Origin of the sequence: Arenicella chitinivorans, assembly GCF_014651515.1 — a bacterium.
Taxonomy (GTDB): Bacteria; Pseudomonadota; Gammaproteobacteria; order Arenicellales; family Arenicellaceae; genus Arenicella; species Arenicella chitinivorans.
Map to the genome: position 1 here is coordinate 1 of NZ_BMXA01000002.1, position 17,278 is coordinate 17,278.

Genomic DNA, 17,278 nt, shown 5'->3' on the forward strand with positions numbered 1-17,278 from the left:
GATACATGGCGAGCGAATTTCTCACTTGCGTGATGAAGGCTAAGTAGTAATTACTTTTGCTTTAAACGGGTGTTAGAGAACGGCTTGCTGCTTGGGCTAAGTTACCACGGCAAACGCGCCGGTTTATATGTGCACTTCCAACCCAACTCTGAAACCGCGCCTCAAACTCGGTGGTGAGTATTATCCAAGATGCCATATCTAAGTCGAGCCGCTGAAGAATGGGAGGGATCTGGTCTGGAATAGAGCCATGTTTGTCATGTCGAATACTGCGTCCGGTCCAGTCGACTAAATTGAGATAGTCTTTGAGTCTGTAAGGGATACCGATTGCATGCTTCGTTATTCCCACAAATTGTTCTAATCCGGAGCACGCTGAAATGTCGTGTGTCAGCACTTCGATGCGGTATTTGATAGCAGTGTGGTCAGACTCATCAGGCGAATTTGCCATTCGAGCTCGAATTGGGTTTAGGTCCACATAAGCCATACACGATAATAACGCGCGCTCATCCAAGAGCGCCTGGCTCTTAAAACGGCCTTCCCAGAACCGACCTGTACACCGGTCTTCTTTGTTGGCTTGTCGCGCAATTGACTCATTCACAATGCGCATAAACCAGGAAATATCCATCAGCCGATTGCGCCAGCATTTGATATCTCGCCGGAGCACCGCCCATTGTTGTTCACTCAGTGGTTCGCCAGCCAAGTAGCGTTGTGAAAACAGTGTGCCAACAAAAAGGTTGCTCCATCGCTCGACCACTTCGCGTTCCGACCATGCTTCTGCAATATCGGGTCGAACATGTAGCACGACATGGTAGTGATTACTCATCACCGCGTACGAGCAGAGTTTAATAGCGAAGATGTCGGCTGTGCGACGAAGCTTCAACTCTAACCAGTCACGGCGGTGTTCATAGCTCTTCGCTGTCACGCGGTCGAACCCGCATAGATAAGCACGCCGGACGCAGCGCGAAACACAATGATAAAAGAGGGTGTCACTGAGTGATACCAACTGTTTGCGAGGAAGCGCCATCCTTGTCTCCTGTTTCAATCCGTTGAGCTTATTAAAGTCTCATAGAGCCGGGTAGAATTCAAGAGATAAGAAGAGTTAAGTGGGTGTCCAACAAGAAACTCCCAACAAGAAACTCAAAGTGGGTGTCCAACAAGAAACTACATCCAACAATAAACTACACAACAAGAAACTCAAAGTGGGTGTCCAACAAGAAACTAACAAGAAACTAGTTCAAGCAAGAAATCGACTAGTTAAGGTTCAGTTAATCTACGGTTAAGTTTTCATTCAGAGCACTGGCTTAGAGTAGCGAGAGTTAAATAACTCAACCTAAATCGGAACACTCTTATGATTACTTTATTCAGATCAAAAACGACTGCCTTGATGGCTCTCTCGACGTTCAGCGCGGCCAGTGCATTTTCTCTTCCAAGCAACGCAGGCGATGCAATTGGCCCGGGTGACAGTAACAGCAAATGGGTTGTCGGTGCCACACTGGGTGCGTTCAGTAACCCCTACAGCGGTGAAGACGACGATGCTTGGATCTCTCCAAATTTGCGGTACAACGGCGAGCGTATTTTTTATCAAGACGGTAGCTTGAATGTACACATCACGAGAAGCAATGGCTTTAGCGCGGGATTGAAATTTGCGCTGGACGCCGGTTTCTTGCTCGATAGCGACGACTATAAGAAGAATGAGAAGCTAGCCGGTCTAAATGAACGTGATGGCACAATTCTTGGCGGTATTTATGTGAATCATGATACTGATCTAGGCCGCCTGAGTTTTAATGTACTCACAGACGCCGGTAACGAGCACGATGGACGATCGGCGCTAATTAAGTATACGTTTGACCTAAAGGCTGGTGACTGGAACATCAATCCCGAGCTTGGTGCGCAGTGGTTGAGTGCAGACTACGTGAATCATTACGTCGGCGTCAGTGAGAGCGAAGCAACGACTACTCGGCCCGAGTTTAGTGCAGACGATACCTTTGTTGCGTTTGCTGGAATTCGCGCTCGTTATGAGTTCACTGAAAATTGGGATATCAACGTTGAAACTGGCGTCAGCAAGCTCGGTTCTGAGTTCAAAGACAGCCCCATACTCGATGAGGACGTGGTGTACCAAGCGTCAATTGGCATTAACTATAACTTCTAATCAAATCAACGCGATAGATTTACCCTCGGAGTTCATAATGAAGAATTTAACTACCCTCTTTATCTTACTAACTTTAAGCGCATGTGCCTCAACCGTGCTGGAACCCGCGGCCTCAATGGTAAGACTTACCCATACGGAACCCAACCCCGAAAACTGTCAATTCCTAGGTGACATTACAGGTGCTGAAGACAATATATTCATCTCCAGTGAAGAACTCGAGACTGGCGCTAGACACGATCTTAAAAATAAAGCCTACGCCATGGGCGGCAATGTGGTTTATTTGCTCACACAACGGTCAGCACAATCAGGAATCTTCTATGATGACTTTGGCAGCCAAGATCAAACCAGCGTGGTTTTATCGGGCAATGTATACAAATGCTCAAGACAGTCTTGAAGAATGGTCATATCAGCTTGATACCCAGTCTTAGTGAGCGCTAGATGTAGTGGGGTTGTCTGTGGTTATTGGAATTGAAACGCTAGTTTATATAGAGCTTGCATCAATGTTACGATGCATCTGGTCACCGTTACTAAAGCAACCCCATTAACATCTTTATTTCTAAAGGTATAAACGTTGAAACGTCGCTTCCTTATTATTCTGCTGCTCTGTAGTGGAGCCGCAGATGCCGAAGATGCGGAAAAGCAAAACAAGGCTGATCAAGGCCCAAAAAAGGGCGATGAAATATGGTTAGAGGAGAGAATTGCACCGACCACAACTTGGGTTGAAAGTTTGGTAAAGCCTTTGACAAGCTGGATGGAGCGACAAATTAACGAGCCCGAGCAGAAGGATGAGCAACAAGATGGGGGTCAGTCAGCTCAACCGCAGAACACCGTTGAGCCAGACCAAGCAAAGCGAGTTCACCCTGTAGGCGAAGTCGCACTAATTGGAATTGACCAAGCGGGTGAATTTGCCCGACAGCACATCGCCGGCGATGTGTTGTACGTCAAGCTGATAACGAAGAGCAACAGATACCGCGTGAAACTCATTTCTAGAATCGGTGAGATCCACATTATCTATGTTGATGCCGTGTCGGGCAATATTGTTTCACGTGACAAAACAGGGCTCGACCAAGCAACTCAAAAAACAATAAGCCAATCGGCGCCAGAACAGGGAGATTCGCCTGGATCTGAGTTAGGCGGTGAGAGTGAGGAGGACAATCCATAATGCGCATTTTGGTAGTCGAGGACGATCAAGAAATACAGGGGCAATTGCAACGAAAACTTGGCCATTTGGGCTATCAAGTCAGCGTGGCCGAAGATGGCGTTGAGGCGCTGTTTTACCTCTCAGAATATGAAATAGCATTGGCGATCGTCGATCTAGGTCTTCCGCGCATGGATGGCATGCAACTTATCCAACAACTTCGCACAAACAACCATGATCTGCCGGTACTTATCCTAACTGCTCGAACTGGGTGGAAGTCCAAAGTCGAGGGCCTGAATTCCGGTGCGGATGATTATCTAGTCAAGCCTTTTCAGTTTGAGGAGTTAGTGGCCCGCGTCAGTGCGTTGTTGCGCCGATCAACCGGCCGCACAAAGAGCAAGCTGCAGATTGGACCAATATGCCTGGACTTAAGCAGTCAAATAATTTGTGTCAACAATGAGGAAGTGAACCTTACTGCATTCGAGTTCAAGGTGCTCGAGTACTTTATGATGAACCCCCAGAAAATCACCAGTAAGTTCACGCTCATCGATCAGCTGTATGGTGTGGATGAAGAAACGGAAAGCAATGTCATCGAAGTCATTATCGCAAGGCTACGTAAAAAGCTAGACCCAAGCGGTACATTACAACCCATCGAAACCTTGCGTGGACGCGGGTATCGATTCAGGCAACTCGCGGATTGAATCGACGGTCTTGATGAACATGATTCAAACAAAGACACCGCGTCATTCACAAATAACAACCAAGCGGTCTTTGGGTTGGTTGTCGAACACTGCGTCCTCGTTTGCAAAGCTCTCGCTGACTAAGCGTATGTTTGTTCTGACTGCACTGATACTGGTCGTCTTCTTATGTACAACGGCGTTAATGCTGCGCGCCGCATTTTCGATCAGTCTCGAGAATGTTATTCAAGAGAAACTCAGGTTGCATACTTATCAACTGTTGTCCTCTGGCAATAGCGACGATGGCGCAATGCGTTTGCCAGCTCGAATTACCGAACCACGATTTAACCAAACGCGCGGAGACCTTCTTGCCTTTGTTAAACGGCTGGCCGACGACAATCAGCAATATGAGGTCTGGCGCAGTGTGTCGGCGATGGAAAAGCAATTTTCGTTTCCAGCGCCAGACGGTGGTCAATGGTACTTTGGGCGGGCGCGAGGGGGCGATGGCACAGAGTATTATGTGTCTAGTTACAACACCACTTGGTCAAATCGTGACGGTGTTAAAACCAAGTACATTTTCACTGTGATGGAAGACTTCAGATATTATGAAGACGAGCTGTCAAAGTATCGAACCATCATCGCAGCAGGTTTGCTCGCTTTCGGTCTGATATTTCTGTTGCTTCAGACTCTTATTCTGCGCGTCGGCCTTGGCCCTGTCAGAAAAATGGCGGCGGACGTAGAGAGTATGAGCACGGGTCAGGCTCGCTCGCTAGCAGGCAACTATCCTAGGGAATTAATACCACTGACCATGAATCTGAATCAACTTATCGAAAATGAGCGACATCAACGCGAACGTTACCGAGAGCGTATGGCAGATTTGTCTCATGGTTTAAAGACACCGCTCTCAGTACTCAAGGGACTGGGGTCTGATATCGACGATGACGGGCAGCCTATCTCGCGAGTAAAATTGCTCGAAATTCTCACCAAACAAGTGGCTAGAATGACGAAGCTTGTTGAGTATCAACTTCAGCGCGCTATACCCAGTGGTGCTCCTACTGTGGTCTCGAAAATAGCGGTGGCGAATAGCGCCACCGAAATCATTTCGGCGTTGAAAAAAGTGTATGCACAAAAGACCATTCTAGCGGAATTGGAAATAGAGACAGGGCTGTCTTTCTACGGTGACGAAAACGATCTTTTGGAAATGATTGGCAACCTTTTAGACAATGCGTTTAAACACAGCGAGCACAGGGTGCGTCTGACGGCGTTTAAAACGACCATCCAAAGCGGCCAGTCAGTATTGGACTTTATTGTTGAAGATGATGGCAGTGGGGTTCCTGAAGCGAATCGTTCGGCGATTTTAGAACGTGGGGTCCAGTTGGACTCCAGTGGCGAGGGGCAGGGGTTTGGACTGTCGATCGTGGCTGATATTGTTAATAGTTATCGGGGCTCGCTTAGCGTAAAAGAATCCAACATGGGTGGCGCCCTATTTCAAATAACTATGCCAACCTTTTGATGAGTAGAGATAAAGATATGTGTAATAAAGAGAATACTCTCCTTAGAAAAATAACCCTGAGCGTGCTGTTGACGACGTTTATCACCGCGTGCTCCACAGTGACTATTCGACCTAATGGGGGAGATAAAGACAATTCACCTCCCGACTACCTCGACAGTAAGCCGTTTTACTTCGGCGGGCCGATTGGCAAACATAAAGTCGATGTCAATGAAGCGTGCGAAGGCAGTGACGTCACGCAGATGCAGACAGTTACCACGTCTTCTGATTGGTTCCTTTCGTTGCTGACGCTCGGTATTTATACCCCTAGAACAGCGAAAGTATGGTGCAAGGAGGGGCAATGAAAATGCGACCGTTTATTGCTTCTAACCACCGCAAGTCAACAGCAGTATTTGTCGCATTCGCATTGTGCGTACTGTCAGGGTGCAGCACAATTGAGTTTGTTCAACACGAGCAATCGGTAGAAAGTAAAAGCGTCAATCGCTGGCACCATTCCACCCTTAACGGCATGGTTGAGATTAGCAAGCCACTCAACATTGAATCCATATGCGGAAAAAGAGCATGGACGACCGTTACCACTGAGTTCACGTTACTCAACGCTTTACCTGTCGTTCTGGTGCCCAGCACTTCTTTGGTTTCTTTCTACAGCGCATGGACCAATAAGGTCAACTGTTATGAAGTACCAATTGGCGACTATGAGCAAGCGGAGTCGCTAACCCCTTAACATGTGCGAAGGCGTCTCTAAGCCTCCTATCGAGACTTGAGGTGCCTCCATGGTCAGGGTCTTACTTTTCGCCTGTCCAACCATGCTGAGAATTTGGAGGGAGTTTTCTCAAAAAATGTGCCACCATAACTTTTTACATATATTCCCTTCAGGCACAAATCATTGAGCTAGTGCAGGGAAAGGTGAATCTATTTCGAGAAGGAAAAATAGAGGAAGAACAGGACACTCACAGCCTAAGGAAATTAATAATTAGGATGGGTGTCCAAAAGTTGTTACAAAAGTTGGTCATCGAGTATGCATGTTGTCATCGAATGATTGGCTTAATTGGTAAAAACTCGTTATACAGTCGGCAAAAAAGAATCTTAACCACGATTGATTCAGTAGCGTTTAGGTGGCGTCTGAGTCGATTTTTATCTGTGAATTGACTGGTTTTCAGCGCAGGGAGACTGCGTGCGCGTAATCATAATTTCGTGTTACGGACGCACTTCACTCCGCTATTGAAATAACCAGTTTTAGGTACAGAGTAAACGGTACTTCCATTCGAATCATTTGGACTAATCTGATTGAATCGTACTGCCCAAACCTCAGGCGTGTTGGTAACATTGGTGGTTGTCGTCAGCAGTTGTTCTCTATCTCTATAATCGTTATGGTATTCAAAGATGGCGTTTATCTCAAATTCTGTATGTGCTCGAACCTCTACCAAGCTAACTAGCTCCTTCAACGCCGGTACTCGCCAATCGCGAAACCCTCCCAGGTCTAGCTCATTGCAATAATTGGTGGCAGCAATTAAATTGCCGGGTCCTGAGCCAAAGGTGGCTTTCTCCCACATCAAACCAAATGAGAGATCTTCAATGGTGCCGTCATTGTGATCGATGAAAGTTGATCCACTTGAGTTTCCGGCGCGTACACATCGAACGAATCTACTGTGGGTTCTCATTGCGTTACGTACTTGACCGTTCCAAACATCGATCGTCCGAGCTAAAGAACTATTAACAGGGTCGATGGTGTTCGACCAATAATCCCGGCTGGAATTTGGGGACGGAAAAGCTTGTACACTTAGGGCAGGAGCGAACCTGGTGTAGTCAGTGATGCCGATTAACTCTTTAATCGACGGTAAACGCCAATCGTTATGGTCTCGTAGGTTTAACTGGCGGCAATATTGATTCGCGTCCGACCAAGTACGATCAAATAGCGACTGCTCATGCCGTTGCCATTCTAGACCTGTTATCAGATCAACGGCCGTTTCTGAATGAATATAGTAGTCAGACCTAGGGGCTTCATCAGATTTTATTGGCGCATACACAGCGGGTGTACTGTCATCGAACAGAGGGATCACGACAACGTTGTTCTTGGCGTTCACAGTGCTTGCAAAACACAACAGTGTCAACATAGCAAGACAAGGTAATCTCATCTTGAGAAACAGCATAAGCAGGTTCCGTCTTAATCAAACATGCCTCCAGCATAACAATTAAAAATCTAATTTCACTCAGTGTGAATACCTATTTTTCAGCGAGGCATATTTAGCAGGGTGGCATGAGAAATCGGGTTTAGACGCTATTCAAAGATCACGGTACCTGACTTTTCGTCGACTCTGGTTCGGTAACTAACGCCAACACAAATTCTAGTAATGGGAAGTTGCCAGTGGGTGTCCATCTTTTGGTGCATCTTTTGATTCAAAGATCACGGTAACTGACTTTTTGTCGACTCTGGTTCGGCAACTAACGCCAACACAAATCCTAGTAATGGGAAGTCGCCAGTGGGTGTCCATTTTTTTGATGCATTTTTTTGTTCCTTATATTTTGCAAGCACTCAAATAACGCGCATACAATGACACCTGCAATTTGCGTGATTTCCCATTAGAGGCCAGTTGATGGAAGTGATTGTGTCTAGACATAGCATATTACTGATTTGCGCATACTTGATGTGTTGCAGTCAACTTTATCCGGGCGCAAGTGCGTCAACTGGAAAGGGTTCAAGGGGCTCTACCGATATCGCGTGTGTCGAGACCGAGTCGACTATGAAAGGAGTATCGCTCTTCTCGAATCTTGGATACCACGTGGGCGCGAATAAAATTGACGCTGATGATTCACAAAACGGTGTCAACGTACTAGATGATTTTGATTTTGTGGCAGTCAATAGCATATCGAGCAAGAAAGAGGAGACAGTCGATAAAGAAGATAGGTCAGAGCACTGGTTTTTATTTTGTTTAAAAAACTCATCAGACGATACTCATAACTTAGTCTTCGAGCTGGGCCCTCCAACGTTACAGGACGTCTATTTTTATCCGTCGAAGAAAAATTCGTCTTCTTTTCAAACAAGCAATAACAAACTTTTGAGCACTCGAGATATGCCGAATCCAGAATTCGGCTTTTCGATAAATTTGGGAGCCGGAGAAACGCAACAGTTCCTCTTCAGAGTTAAGTCTTCAGAAAATTTATTACAACAACGATTTAACGAGCAAAAAAACTTTTTAAGAGAACCAATATTATCTACTCGACTTTGGGACCGAGTAAGTTATGACCTGAGTAAAAGCGTTCAGGATCACCTCTCGAGTATTTTTGTTGGTGTTTTTTTGACGTTAATGGTGCTCAATTTACTCGTATTTATCATTGCGCGTCAGTTTACGTCGTTGCTCTATGTTCTGTGGAGCAGTTGCGTGTTTATGGTCTGGCTATCGCTCGACGGTCGCCTTGTAAAGTATTTTAGCGCTGACCATCTGCGTTTCAGTGAACTTGGAACCTTCGTCTTCTACCCCTTGGCAATCATTTTAGCTACGTTCTTCTTCAAGCAATTTCAAGATTTAAAAAACTACCCGCGTCTTAATTTGGTGGGCAACGTCATTACCATTGTTTCTATACCTCTGTTTTTCCTGTCTTTCACATACGGTGAGGAGGTTTTTACCATGGTTTTAGATTCAGTGGCTTTGGTATTCTCCTTTTATTTTGCGTTTTATGTTCCTGCCTATACATTAATCAAAGATGGCCAATCGGTTCCTAAGTATATCCTCATCAGTTTTACACCATTAAGTTTGAGTCTGTTGGATCAAGTTGCTTTTAGTTTTGGTATAACAAGCCAATATTATGTTCCATTTCCTATCGTTACTGGCGCAGTGATCGCGATGATTTTCATCTCTATTTTCACAATCCTGATCGCCTATCGTGAAAAGCAAGCGGCACAACAAGCCGCCGTAGAGCAGCTGAATATATCGAATACGTTAAAGACCAATTACAACATTCAACTCGAAGCCGAACTTGAGCAAAAAACAGCTCACATTAAAAAAATAAATTCTGACTTGGAGCAAAAGGCAAACAAATTGCTCAAGATGGACGAGTCTAAGTCAAGGTTTTTTGCCAATATCAGTCATGAATTTCGTACGCCTCTCACACTTATCGAGGGGCCTTTAAAGATGCTGTTGGCACAGAATACTTTTCAAGAAAAATCGACGATTCAGGGCGTTCTTAAGAACTCTAACTCTCTAAAAAATCTTATCGATCAAATTCTTTTACTAAGCGAAATAGACGAGAAATTATTGGGTTTAAAAGCGTCTCGAACGAATATAGTTGGCGCAGTCAAAGAACTATTGGCTCAGTTTACGAACTTAGCAGAGCAAAAAAAGATCAAGTTGGAGCTGGTGACCAATCTCGCTGAAGTTCACGCTTATGTTGATCTTGAGAAACTCCGAATCATCATCAGCAATTTATTAAGTAACGCAATCAAGTTCACGCATGAGAATGGCGAAATCATCGTTGATATTCGATCTACAGCACCAGCTCATAAAGATGAAAACGAGTTCAGTGGCGATGAATACGTCGAAATTACAGTGTCTGATACGGGTGGCGGTATTCCTAGCGATGAAATTCCGTTTGTGTTTGACCGGTATTTTCAATCCGATTCCTCTGAGCTCGCTAAATCAGGCGTTGGTACCGGAATTGGCCTTGCACTGGTAAAAGAACTTATTGAATTGCATGCCGGGGAGGTCTCAGTAACCAACATTTCAGGTGATGATGGAGTACGAAAAGGCGCTTCTTTTAAAATCAATTTACCACTTGGTAGGGCGCATTTAAATGACAATGATATTGCTTTTGAGAGCGAGTCAAATTGGGATGCTCTCGCGATAATTACTCAGTCAGCCGAGCATTCTAGGATAGACGACAATCAGGTAACACCGAGTACCCGAAGGCGAAAAACCATACTCGTCGTAGACGATAATAAAGAGATGCGTAGCTATATTCAGCGCTTCCTGGAAAATGAGTATGAAGTTTTAACGGCAAACGATGGCGTTTTGGCCGAAGAGGTTCTGCATAAGCAGCTACCTGACTTGATTATCACCGACTTAATGATGCCTAATCGAGATGGCCTAGAATTTGTCACGTCTATTAAAAAACAGCCGGTTTTCTCACAGGTGCCGGTGATTATGCTAACTGCGCGCGCAGGTATGCAAGACCGAATGAATGGCTTGATGGCAGCGGTAGATGACTATTTAGTCAAACCCTTTAACGGCGATGAGCTCAAGATTCGCATTCGTAACCTACTCAACAAGCAAGCGCAGTTTGCCGCTTTTTATCGGCAACAAGACTCCACACATGACGGCGGCTCAGAGGGTAAGGTCAAAAATAAATCGCTATCGTTTATTGAAAAAGTAAGAAAAGTTGTTAATCAACGGCTTACAGAGCCGAGTTTTGGCGTTGAAGAACTGGCCAAGGCCTTGCATGTTAGCGAAGCGACGTTGCGCAGAAGGGTAGCGGAAGAAGCTCAATTCACACCGGCTGCGTTTATTAGACATTGCCGGCTAGAACTCGCTCGACAAAAGCTCTCGGAAGGGAGTGTTCGAAGCATTGCTGAGCTCACTCGATCCGTGGGTTTCAGTAAACCAGCTTATTTCGCGAGTCTTTATGAAAAAACATTTAATATGCCGATAGAATTTGCCCCCAGCGCAAATAGGATTAATTCATAGTCTCGTCGATTCACATCAACTAGAAACACCGTAGGAATACCCATGCGTTGAGCCATCCGTTCTTCATAATAGCCTTGGTAGTGGCAATTCAGGCAGTGGATATCGATTGTGTTCTGATTCACCTGTACCAGCTCGCAACGTAACAAGAATAAATATAGTAAAGAAGCCTTGTGATGTCGCTTGCCTCAAACCTGTCAAAGTTAACCCTAAACCTTTCAAGGCGCCAGTTTGCTACTGACAGCACTGAATTGAGTGAGTAACTTAGCCACGGTAATTACGAAATTTACATTCAATGTAATGAGGTTAAAAATGAAATTTAGATCAAAATTTATGGCCATGGCTGTCGGTTTTGTTGCTCTTAATACGCTTAATACTTCAAGCGCAGAGCTACGCCCTAACCAGAAAACCACGTTTCCTGGGATTGCTAACTTAAGTGGTTTGCCGAGCGACAGTCGAGTTGAGCAAACTCATGATGACTTTTTCTTTCCTGAAAAATTCTTCGCCGATGTCGATGCTGACGGCTATAAGGACTATATTGGAATTGATGGTGCTAAGGTGCATATTATGCGCGGCACAAGCAACACAGCTGCGGACGGCCGCAGACGCTGGACAGACAATTTCCCTGCTTTTGAAGATGGCTCATTGTATGAGCACGAGGTTCGTGATATCACGAATGATAATAGAGCTGATTTGATTTCTTTTTCAAAAACCGAAGGCACTGTTATCGTTACGCAGGGTGATTGGACGCAAAGAAGAAAAGGCTTTAAAAAAATTAGATTTGCCATTTTCAACCAGAATAAGCAGGCGATATCACGTAACATCCCTTTGTTAGACTCGAAGCATAAGACCCTAGTCGATTTCAATAATAACGGTTATATTGACTACATTTCCACTTATGCATCGACGGCGGTAGTGATACAAGGAACAAATACAGGCTACTTAGATGCTTCTAAAGGCGAATATTCAACGGGCAGCCATTTTGATTTCAGCTTTCAGCGGTTTATCGATATAAACAACGATGGCTTACTGGACTTTGTAGGGGTCGAAGATGGCACCGCGGTGGTAGCCTTAGCAAACTCGAACGGCCGTTTTAATAATGCCCCTCCCATCCTTAGCGGCGATCACTTGCAATCTGACTTTAAAGAGTTCGCAGACGTCAACGGTGACACCTATCAAGATCTTGTTACCATAAAATATGAACCAGTGGCTGACTCAGGTGAAACGACGATCTACGTCACGCTTGGTACGGCTGAGGGGTTTCCAAGTAATAGCGTCGTAAAGGCAATACCGGTCGGTGCCTTCCCATACGACGCTGTGCAAATTGCCGATATTAATAATGATTCCCATGCTGATTTTATTGGCCTAGTTACTTCAGGTAGTGTTTCTCGTGCTGATTTCATACCCGGCACATCTGACGGGGTGTTTGATTTTAGTTCTAAAGTAGAAATAGTGGACCCTACCTTTGCCGCCACTTCAACTCGAATTATGGATTTTAATCGAGATGGCTATCTTGATTTCTTTGGCCTAGAGGGACGAACAGCAACATTGATACCAGGCATTCGAGCGGGCGGCTTTGATCTCGCGGAAAAGCAGGCCAGCATATCTTCTCATTTTGATGACTCCGTTGACAAACGTATTGAGGACCTTAATAACGATGGCTTTCCAGATTTAATTTTATTAGGCGAGAAGCGAGCACTGAAAAATGGCGAGGTCTTTCCCTGCAGTTGCAAGCGTAAATCTTACCCTGGAACACATTTCGTCAAACGTAATTCGTACATGGGCACAACACATTTTATTTCCACGGCTGATGGAAAACGACCATCAGATCAAATACCTATAATGGCCCAATTTGATACTGGAAACATTTTTAAAGGTCAAAAATGTTATTGCGCCGTTGTGGATAATTTCAACGATCCATGGTACCCCAGTATCGGCAGAAAAAATAAATATGCTTCTTCTTGCATAGGTTTATGTGGAGAACAATGCGGCAAAAATGCGCGCGGCTTGACTGATTCAAGAAGACGCTACTTTGCTCTGGTTGTGCACGACGTTTGCCAAGCGTTTATTGGCTCTACAGCACCGATACATAACAAGGGGCTAGCCAATGCCTGTGGTGACGAAGGCATACGTGGAACCGACGCCTCGATACATAGCAAAATCAATGAGCCTCATGGGTGCAAGGGGGGTGGCGTTCCTGAGGTACATCAAGATTTTATACCACCAAATTAAACCTTGCTTTAGGTAATCGGTTTGCCATCGCGGCAAACCGGTTATTCTAAAAACGGTGAGTAGTACTCCAGGGTAGGGTAAAGTGGCATTATCTTAGGTGATAGAGCATTTCCCTAGTCCTATATAGTTATTTCATTGATTCGAAAAAACATTCTCACTAGGGTTTCTTCATTAGCAAAGATAATCTGGCCAAATTGCGCTAATTTCTAGCCACTTAGAGTCAACCACCTTGATGAGTCAACCACCTTGATGGGTGTCCAGCTAGGGTATTTAACCATGGCGCAATAAAGATTTATGAGCGTTTAGGAGCCAACATCGATATCAAAGGCCTTTTCAGGTGGGATGTGGCATCGTAGGCTGAACGCTGTCGCTTCCTCGGAGCGCTCCGGTTATCGGCGTAACCTCACTGGTGAAAATATGGAACAGATAATAAAAAGTTTACTTGAAAAAACGCCTGATTGCCTCACTGGATTTAAGGTATCCGTTTCCGATATCAAGCTACCAAGAAGTTGGAATACGGGACTGTTGTTCACGACCAAGCAGTTGTCTTGCAAGTGTGGCAATCAAGAACTTGAGTTGAACACTAACCAGCAAGTTCGAGTAAGTGGCTTTTTCAAAAAAAGGGAGAAAACGGAACTTTTCCCACCAGTTAAAGTCAGTTGTCCTAACTGCGGATACGCCGCCACAATATTTGATCCCCAAATCCATGGTTGGAATGGCCAAATTGAGGATCACTCTTGCGAGTCTGAGAATAGCAATCTATCTCCACACCCTGAAAGCCCAGCAAAGGTTTTCGCCAACTATTCCTATCAGGGCGTAGAAAACTACGAAGGTCTAATAGCGGATGGTGTTGCCAACCCCGAGGATTATTTCGATACCTTCACGGTATTAATAGTCGAGCCAAAAACTGGTAACGTCGTTGAGGTTTTGTCTAGTGAGTGTGCCTAGTAGGGCTAACATGCAAAGGCACGAGGAGACCGCAAAAAGACCCGCACATGGACTCTTTAAAATTACGTTCTGTTCGCCTTTGCTTTTGACATTATAGGTATCGTGATGAATCGTAAAGTACCCTTGTGGTTATTCCTACTTTCACTTGTATTAGTATTTACGGGTTTTGGGCTATGGGGTAAATCGAACATCGATAGCTATGATCGTGAATACGGCTTGCATGCTCGAGATTACTACTCCAAAGTTAGTGTCTTGGAACATTTAAATCGAAACGAAGTAGAAGAAGCAAAGAAAATTTTGAAGGAAGAAACAGAAGCAATCGGCATGGCTATCGCCGTGTGTCTAATGAATCGTTGTTCCTTAGAGGTTGAAAAAGTTCGAGATGAGTATAGAAACCGGTAACAGGGCAAGCCACCTTTACGCGCGGTGCTCGCTGGGACGAAGTAAACGGCGCCCGCATTTGCGGTGTTATACAAATAGGTAGGCAGGTAGAGTATGAAGTTAGATAAATTAATTTCTAAAGTGTTCTTGCCAGATGATGAAAGTTGGCTCCGCCATGCAAATCCCTGGTCGATCTGGACCCGATTTGCAACGCTTCCCTTTATGGTTCTCAGCATTTGGTCACGAGTGTGGATCGGGTGGTACTGTGTCATTCCAATATCTATTCTGATATTTTGGATTTGGATAAACCCGACTTTGTTTGGAAAGCCGACCAACTATAAGAGCTGGGGTGCTAAGGCAGTACTGGGTGAGCGTCTGTTTATGAAAAGGAATGAGGTACCGATACCCCAAGGCCACCAGAACATGATAGTGATATTAAATGTACTGCAAACTATCGGAGGAGTAATACTTGTTTATGGTGTCTGGAAATTAGATATTTATCTTACAATTCATGGTACAACCTTCGTGTATTTGGCGAAAATGTGGTTCTTGGATCGTATGGTGTGGTTATACGAAGATTCCGTAACCTAAAATACATAAGAAGTTGTCAATTAGAATGGACGCAACCGTTGTTATGCCACTTTGTTCGGCCTTCTATTTCGGCTGATCAACGTGCAAAAAAAGTGAGTTGGAATGATTGAATTAGTTCTTGTAGTTAATGCAGTTTGGTTTGGTTTGGGCTTTCATCTATTTGCCTTTCGCAGAATGATCTTTGCGAAGATCATTGTGCCGAAGGAGTATCGAGAAACGCCAGTTTTCGAAACCTTGGCTGCGACGGGGCCATTTTTGGGCGGGTTCAATTTCGCTTTCTGCGTTCTAAGCGTAATTTTATTGTTCAATGTCTCTCTATTTCCGGAACTAGAACAACGAATTATTCTCTTTGCTGTAATCGCTATAGCGCATGGATCGCAATTTGTGGCCAACCTTCCAATTGCATTAGAGAATAGAAAAGGCAAAGGAGTATGGCAGATAAAAGGCTTAATGCGGTTTATCTTCATAACGGATTTCTCTTTGATGCTCACCAATGCGGTAGTGGTAGTGATCTATGCTTGGTGATGCCCGACTGTCCCATAACTACCCATTACGCGACTAGGCGAGGAGTAATTTTGCTAACTGGAAAATGTAACTGCGGTTCTGTTGAGTACAATGCTGATACGGATGTATCAGACGTTTTTGTTTGCCATTGCTCTATCTGCCGTTCTTTAACTGGCAGTGGTGGTATTGCCGTTGTTATTGTTAAAAACACAGATTTTCGTTGGCTTAAAGGCCAAGACTCAATAACGTATTGGTCTAAGCCTGAGCATGACTGGCACGCAAACTTTTGTAAGGTATGCGGTTCTTCACTGCCGGGGAAAAATGATGAACATCAAATGTATATTCCGGTCGGCACGCTTACGTCTGGTCACGAAAATTTAAAAGTAGCGCACAATTTGTATGTCGCATCAAAAGCATCTTGGCAGATAATTGGTGATTCAGGCATTCAGCATCCCGAGGGTTATGGTAGTAAAAATGCCTAATAAATTGCGCCAACATCGTTCATGCCCTGAAAAACCAACCACCATGCAGTGCCCGTTTTTGCGGCGCTAGATTTACACCAAAGAGGTTACTAATGAAATACCATTTAGCACAATTGAATATTGCTCGTTTTCGTCTACCTCAAGAACATCCAGATAATAAGGATTTTATTGACAATTTGGATAGAGTTAACGCTCTCGCTGAAACTCAAGAAGGCTTTGTTTGGCGCTTTACTGGCGAAGGTAATGACGCGATGGACGTTCAGGCTTTCGACGATCCGAATATCGCTTCCAATATGTCGTTATGGACTGACCTTAACGCGCTTGGTGCTTTCGTTTACAGGAACAAAGAGCACAGAGAAATAATGCGTCGAAGGAGTTCTTGGTTTGATAAGATTGATTTCTACCTAGTTCTTTGGTGGGTTCAAGCGGGTCATATCCCTACCTTGGAAGAAGCAAAAGAGAGACTTGAATTGCTTTCAAAAGAGGGTCCGACTGAAAATGCATTTACTTTTAAGGAGCCTTTCCCATCACCCAATGAAAGTAAAGTCAGCCCGATTCTCGATGAGTGTGCTTAGCACTCTAACAAACCAAATTGGCTTCGCCTTCAGCTCTGCGGGACGTTCACGTTTTCACTCTCCTAGGTTGGGCGCACCATGCGCAAGATAGTTTGAGAGTATTTATAAGCAATCTAACTTTAATGGTCTCATCACTAGGTTTAAGCGTTCTGTTGGTTATTTGGGGAATGTCTTTGAGCCAAGAGACGTCCGTGCTAACAATGCACGAATTAAGCATATCTGCGCCACAAGACATCCTAGGTTTAGGCTACTGGCCAATTTGGGCAATCATAGCGTCTTTCCAAATTGGCTTAATTATTCTAAGCGCTTTCAGAAAAGTGGCTTGGTCAAAATTATATTTGGGTTGCATTTTTATCTGTGCTGCTGCATTTGTAACCGCAACAGATTCATCTTTTAGCGAGTACGTTGTTTTAGAGGAA

The 17,278-nt window shown here is 44.6% G+C and carries 17 protein-coding genes; 15 read left to right on the forward strand and 2 right to left on the reverse strand.

The window, feature by feature from the left end; translation table 11 throughout:
* Nucleotides 1-61 precede the first annotated feature (61 nt).
* Nucleotides 62-919 carry a transposase gene (locus IE055_RS05110; protein WP_189398954.1) on the reverse strand — a complete coding sequence of 286 codons (858 nt, stop codon included), beginning with the start codon at nucleotides 917-919 and terminating at the stop codon, nucleotides 62-64.
* Between the two features lie 426 nt (nucleotides 920-1,345).
* Here IE055_RS05110 and IE055_RS05115 point away from each other — a divergent pair, with 426 nt between their 5' ends.
* The 7 genes from IE055_RS05115 (at nucleotide 1,346) to IE055_RS05145 (ending at nucleotide 6,195) form a co-directional block, all read left to right on the forward strand.
* On the forward strand, nucleotides 1,346-2,146 hold the full coding sequence (locus IE055_RS05115; RefSeq protein ID WP_189398955.1) for a MipA/OmpV family protein: 801 nt from the start codon (nucleotides 1,346-1,348) through the stop codon (nucleotides 2,144-2,146).
* Between the two features lie 37 nt (nucleotides 2,147-2,183).
* Nucleotides 2,184-2,540, forward strand: a complete 357-nt coding sequence (locus tag IE055_RS05120; protein WP_189398956.1) for a DUF4156 domain-containing protein — start codon at nucleotides 2,184-2,186, stop codon at nucleotides 2,538-2,540.
* Nucleotides 2,541-2,717: 177 nt separating this feature from the next.
* A complete protein-coding gene (locus IE055_RS05125; RefSeq protein WP_189398957.1) occupies nucleotides 2,718-3,308 on the forward strand; it encodes a PepSY domain-containing protein in 591 nt (196 codons plus the stop codon).
* Nucleotides 3,308-3,985 (forward strand): response regulator transcription factor, encoded by a 678-nt coding sequence (locus tag IE055_RS05130; protein WP_189398958.1) that lies wholly within the window; start codon nucleotides 3,308-3,310, stop codon nucleotides 3,983-3,985. Before IE055_RS05125 ends, IE055_RS05130 begins: the two co-directional genes overlap by 1 nt.
* Nucleotides 3,986-4,004: 19 nt before the next feature.
* Nucleotides 4,005-5,474, forward strand: a complete 1,470-nt coding sequence (locus tag IE055_RS05135) for an ATP-binding protein (RefSeq protein WP_189398959.1) — start codon at nucleotides 4,005-4,007, stop codon at nucleotides 5,472-5,474.
* Nucleotides 5,474-5,815, forward strand: a complete 342-nt coding sequence (locus IE055_RS05140) for a Bor family protein (protein ID WP_229794150.1) — start codon at nucleotides 5,474-5,476, stop codon at nucleotides 5,813-5,815. Before IE055_RS05135 ends, IE055_RS05140 begins: the two co-directional genes overlap by 1 nt.
* 2 nt (nucleotides 5,816-5,817) lie before the next feature.
* Nucleotides 5,818-6,195, forward strand: coding sequence for a Bor/Iss family lipoprotein (locus IE055_RS05145; RefSeq protein ID WP_189398960.1), 378 nt, complete (start codon nucleotides 5,818-5,820; stop codon nucleotides 6,193-6,195).
* A gap of 460 nt (nucleotides 6,196-6,655) precedes the next feature.
* On the opposite strand, the gene IE055_RS05150 is transcribed toward IE055_RS05145, so the two are convergent.
* Nucleotides 6,656-7,621, reverse strand: a complete 966-nt coding sequence (locus IE055_RS05150; protein ID WP_189398961.1) for an Lcl C-terminal domain-containing protein — start codon at nucleotides 7,619-7,621, stop codon at nucleotides 6,656-6,658.
* A 591-nt stretch (nucleotides 7,622-8,212) separates the two neighbouring features.
* On the opposite strand from IE055_RS05150, the gene IE055_RS05155 reads away from it, so the two are divergent.
* The 8 genes from IE055_RS05155 to IE055_RS05190 all read left to right on the forward strand — a co-directional run bounded on the left by IE055_RS05155 (nucleotide 8,213) and on the right by IE055_RS05190 (nucleotide 16,859).
* Nucleotides 8,213-11,149: a response regulator gene (locus IE055_RS05155; protein ID WP_189398962.1), complete on the forward strand. Its 2,937-nt coding sequence runs from the start codon at nucleotides 8,213-8,215 to the stop codon at nucleotides 11,147-11,149.
* A gap of 309 nt (nucleotides 11,150-11,458) precedes the next feature.
* A complete protein-coding gene (locus IE055_RS05160; protein ID WP_189398963.1) occupies nucleotides 11,459-13,378 on the forward strand; it encodes an FG-GAP repeat domain-containing protein in 1,920 nt (639 codons plus the stop codon).
* A 417-nt stretch (nucleotides 13,379-13,795) separates the two neighbouring features.
* Nucleotides 13,796-14,326: a hypothetical protein gene (locus IE055_RS05165; RefSeq protein WP_189398964.1), complete on the forward strand. Its 531-nt coding sequence runs from the start codon at nucleotides 13,796-13,798 to the stop codon at nucleotides 14,324-14,326.
* A gap of 105 nt (nucleotides 14,327-14,431) precedes the next feature.
* Nucleotides 14,432-14,728, forward strand: coding sequence for a hypothetical protein (locus IE055_RS05170; protein WP_189398965.1), 297 nt, complete (start codon nucleotides 14,432-14,434; stop codon nucleotides 14,726-14,728).
* A gap of 93 nt (nucleotides 14,729-14,821) precedes the next feature.
* Nucleotides 14,822-15,298 (forward strand): DUF6653 family protein, encoded by a 477-nt coding sequence (locus IE055_RS05175; protein ID WP_189398966.1) that lies wholly within the window; start codon nucleotides 14,822-14,824, stop codon nucleotides 15,296-15,298.
* 102 nt (nucleotides 15,299-15,400) lie between these two features.
* Nucleotides 15,401-15,823 (forward strand): hypothetical protein, encoded by a 423-nt coding sequence (locus tag IE055_RS05180; protein ID WP_189398967.1) that lies wholly within the window; start codon nucleotides 15,401-15,403, stop codon nucleotides 15,821-15,823.
* Nucleotides 15,824-15,873: 50 nt separating this feature from the next.
* A complete protein-coding gene (locus IE055_RS05185; protein ID WP_229794151.1) occupies nucleotides 15,874-16,284 on the forward strand; it encodes a GFA family protein in 411 nt (136 codons plus the stop codon).
* A 92-nt stretch (nucleotides 16,285-16,376) separates the two neighbouring features.
* On the forward strand, nucleotides 16,377-16,859 hold the full coding sequence (locus tag IE055_RS05190; protein WP_189398968.1) for a DUF3291 domain-containing protein: 483 nt from the start codon (nucleotides 16,377-16,379) through the stop codon (nucleotides 16,857-16,859).
* Nucleotides 16,860-17,278 lie beyond the last annotated feature (419 nt).

Excerpts from the sequence above, each read along its gene's own strand:
- IE055_RS05145 (WP_189398960.1), top strand. The coding sequence starts at position 5,818 with ATGCGACCGTTTATTGCTTCTAACCACCGCAAGTCAACAGCAGTATTT.
- IE055_RS05120 (WP_189398956.1), top strand. The coding sequence starts at position 2,184 with ATGAAGAATTTAACTACCCTCTTTATCTTACTAACTTTAAGCGCATGT.
- IE055_RS05115 (WP_189398955.1), top strand. The coding sequence starts at position 1,346 with ATGATTACTTTATTCAGATCAAAAACGACTGCCTTGATGGCTCTCTCG.
- IE055_RS05180 (WP_189398967.1), top strand. The coding sequence starts at position 15,401 with ATGATTGAATTAGTTCTTGTAGTTAATGCAGTTTGGTTTGGTTTGGGC.
- IE055_RS05165 (WP_189398964.1), top strand. The coding sequence starts at position 13,796 with ATGGAACAGATAATAAAAAGTTTACTTGAAAAAACGCCTGATTGCCTC.
- IE055_RS05130 (WP_189398958.1), top strand. The coding sequence starts at position 3,308 with ATGCGCATTTTGGTAGTCGAGGACGATCAAGAAATACAGGGGCAATTG.
- IE055_RS05170 (WP_189398965.1), top strand. The coding sequence starts at position 14,432 with ATGAATCGTAAAGTACCCTTGTGGTTATTCCTACTTTCACTTGTATTA.
- IE055_RS05140 (WP_229794150.1), top strand. The coding sequence starts at position 5,474 with ATGAGTAGAGATAAAGATATGTGTAATAAAGAGAATACTCTCCTTAGA.
- IE055_RS05175 (WP_189398966.1), top strand. The coding sequence starts at position 14,822 with ATGAAGTTAGATAAATTAATTTCTAAAGTGTTCTTGCCAGATGATGAA.
- IE055_RS05135 (WP_189398959.1), top strand. The coding sequence starts at position 4,005 with ATGATTCAAACAAAGACACCGCGTCATTCACAAATAACAACCAAGCGG.
- IE055_RS05155 (WP_189398962.1), top strand. The coding sequence starts at position 8,213 with ATGAAAGGAGTATCGCTCTTCTCGAATCTTGGATACCACGTGGGCGCG.
- IE055_RS05160 (WP_189398963.1), top strand. The coding sequence starts at position 11,459 with ATGAAATTTAGATCAAAATTTATGGCCATGGCTGTCGGTTTTGTTGCT.
- IE055_RS05150 (WP_189398961.1), bottom strand. The coding sequence starts at position 7,621 with ATGCTGTTTCTCAAGATGAGATTACCTTGTCTTGCTATGTTGACACTG.
- IE055_RS05190 (WP_189398968.1), top strand. The coding sequence starts at position 16,377 with ATGAAATACCATTTAGCACAATTGAATATTGCTCGTTTTCGTCTACCT.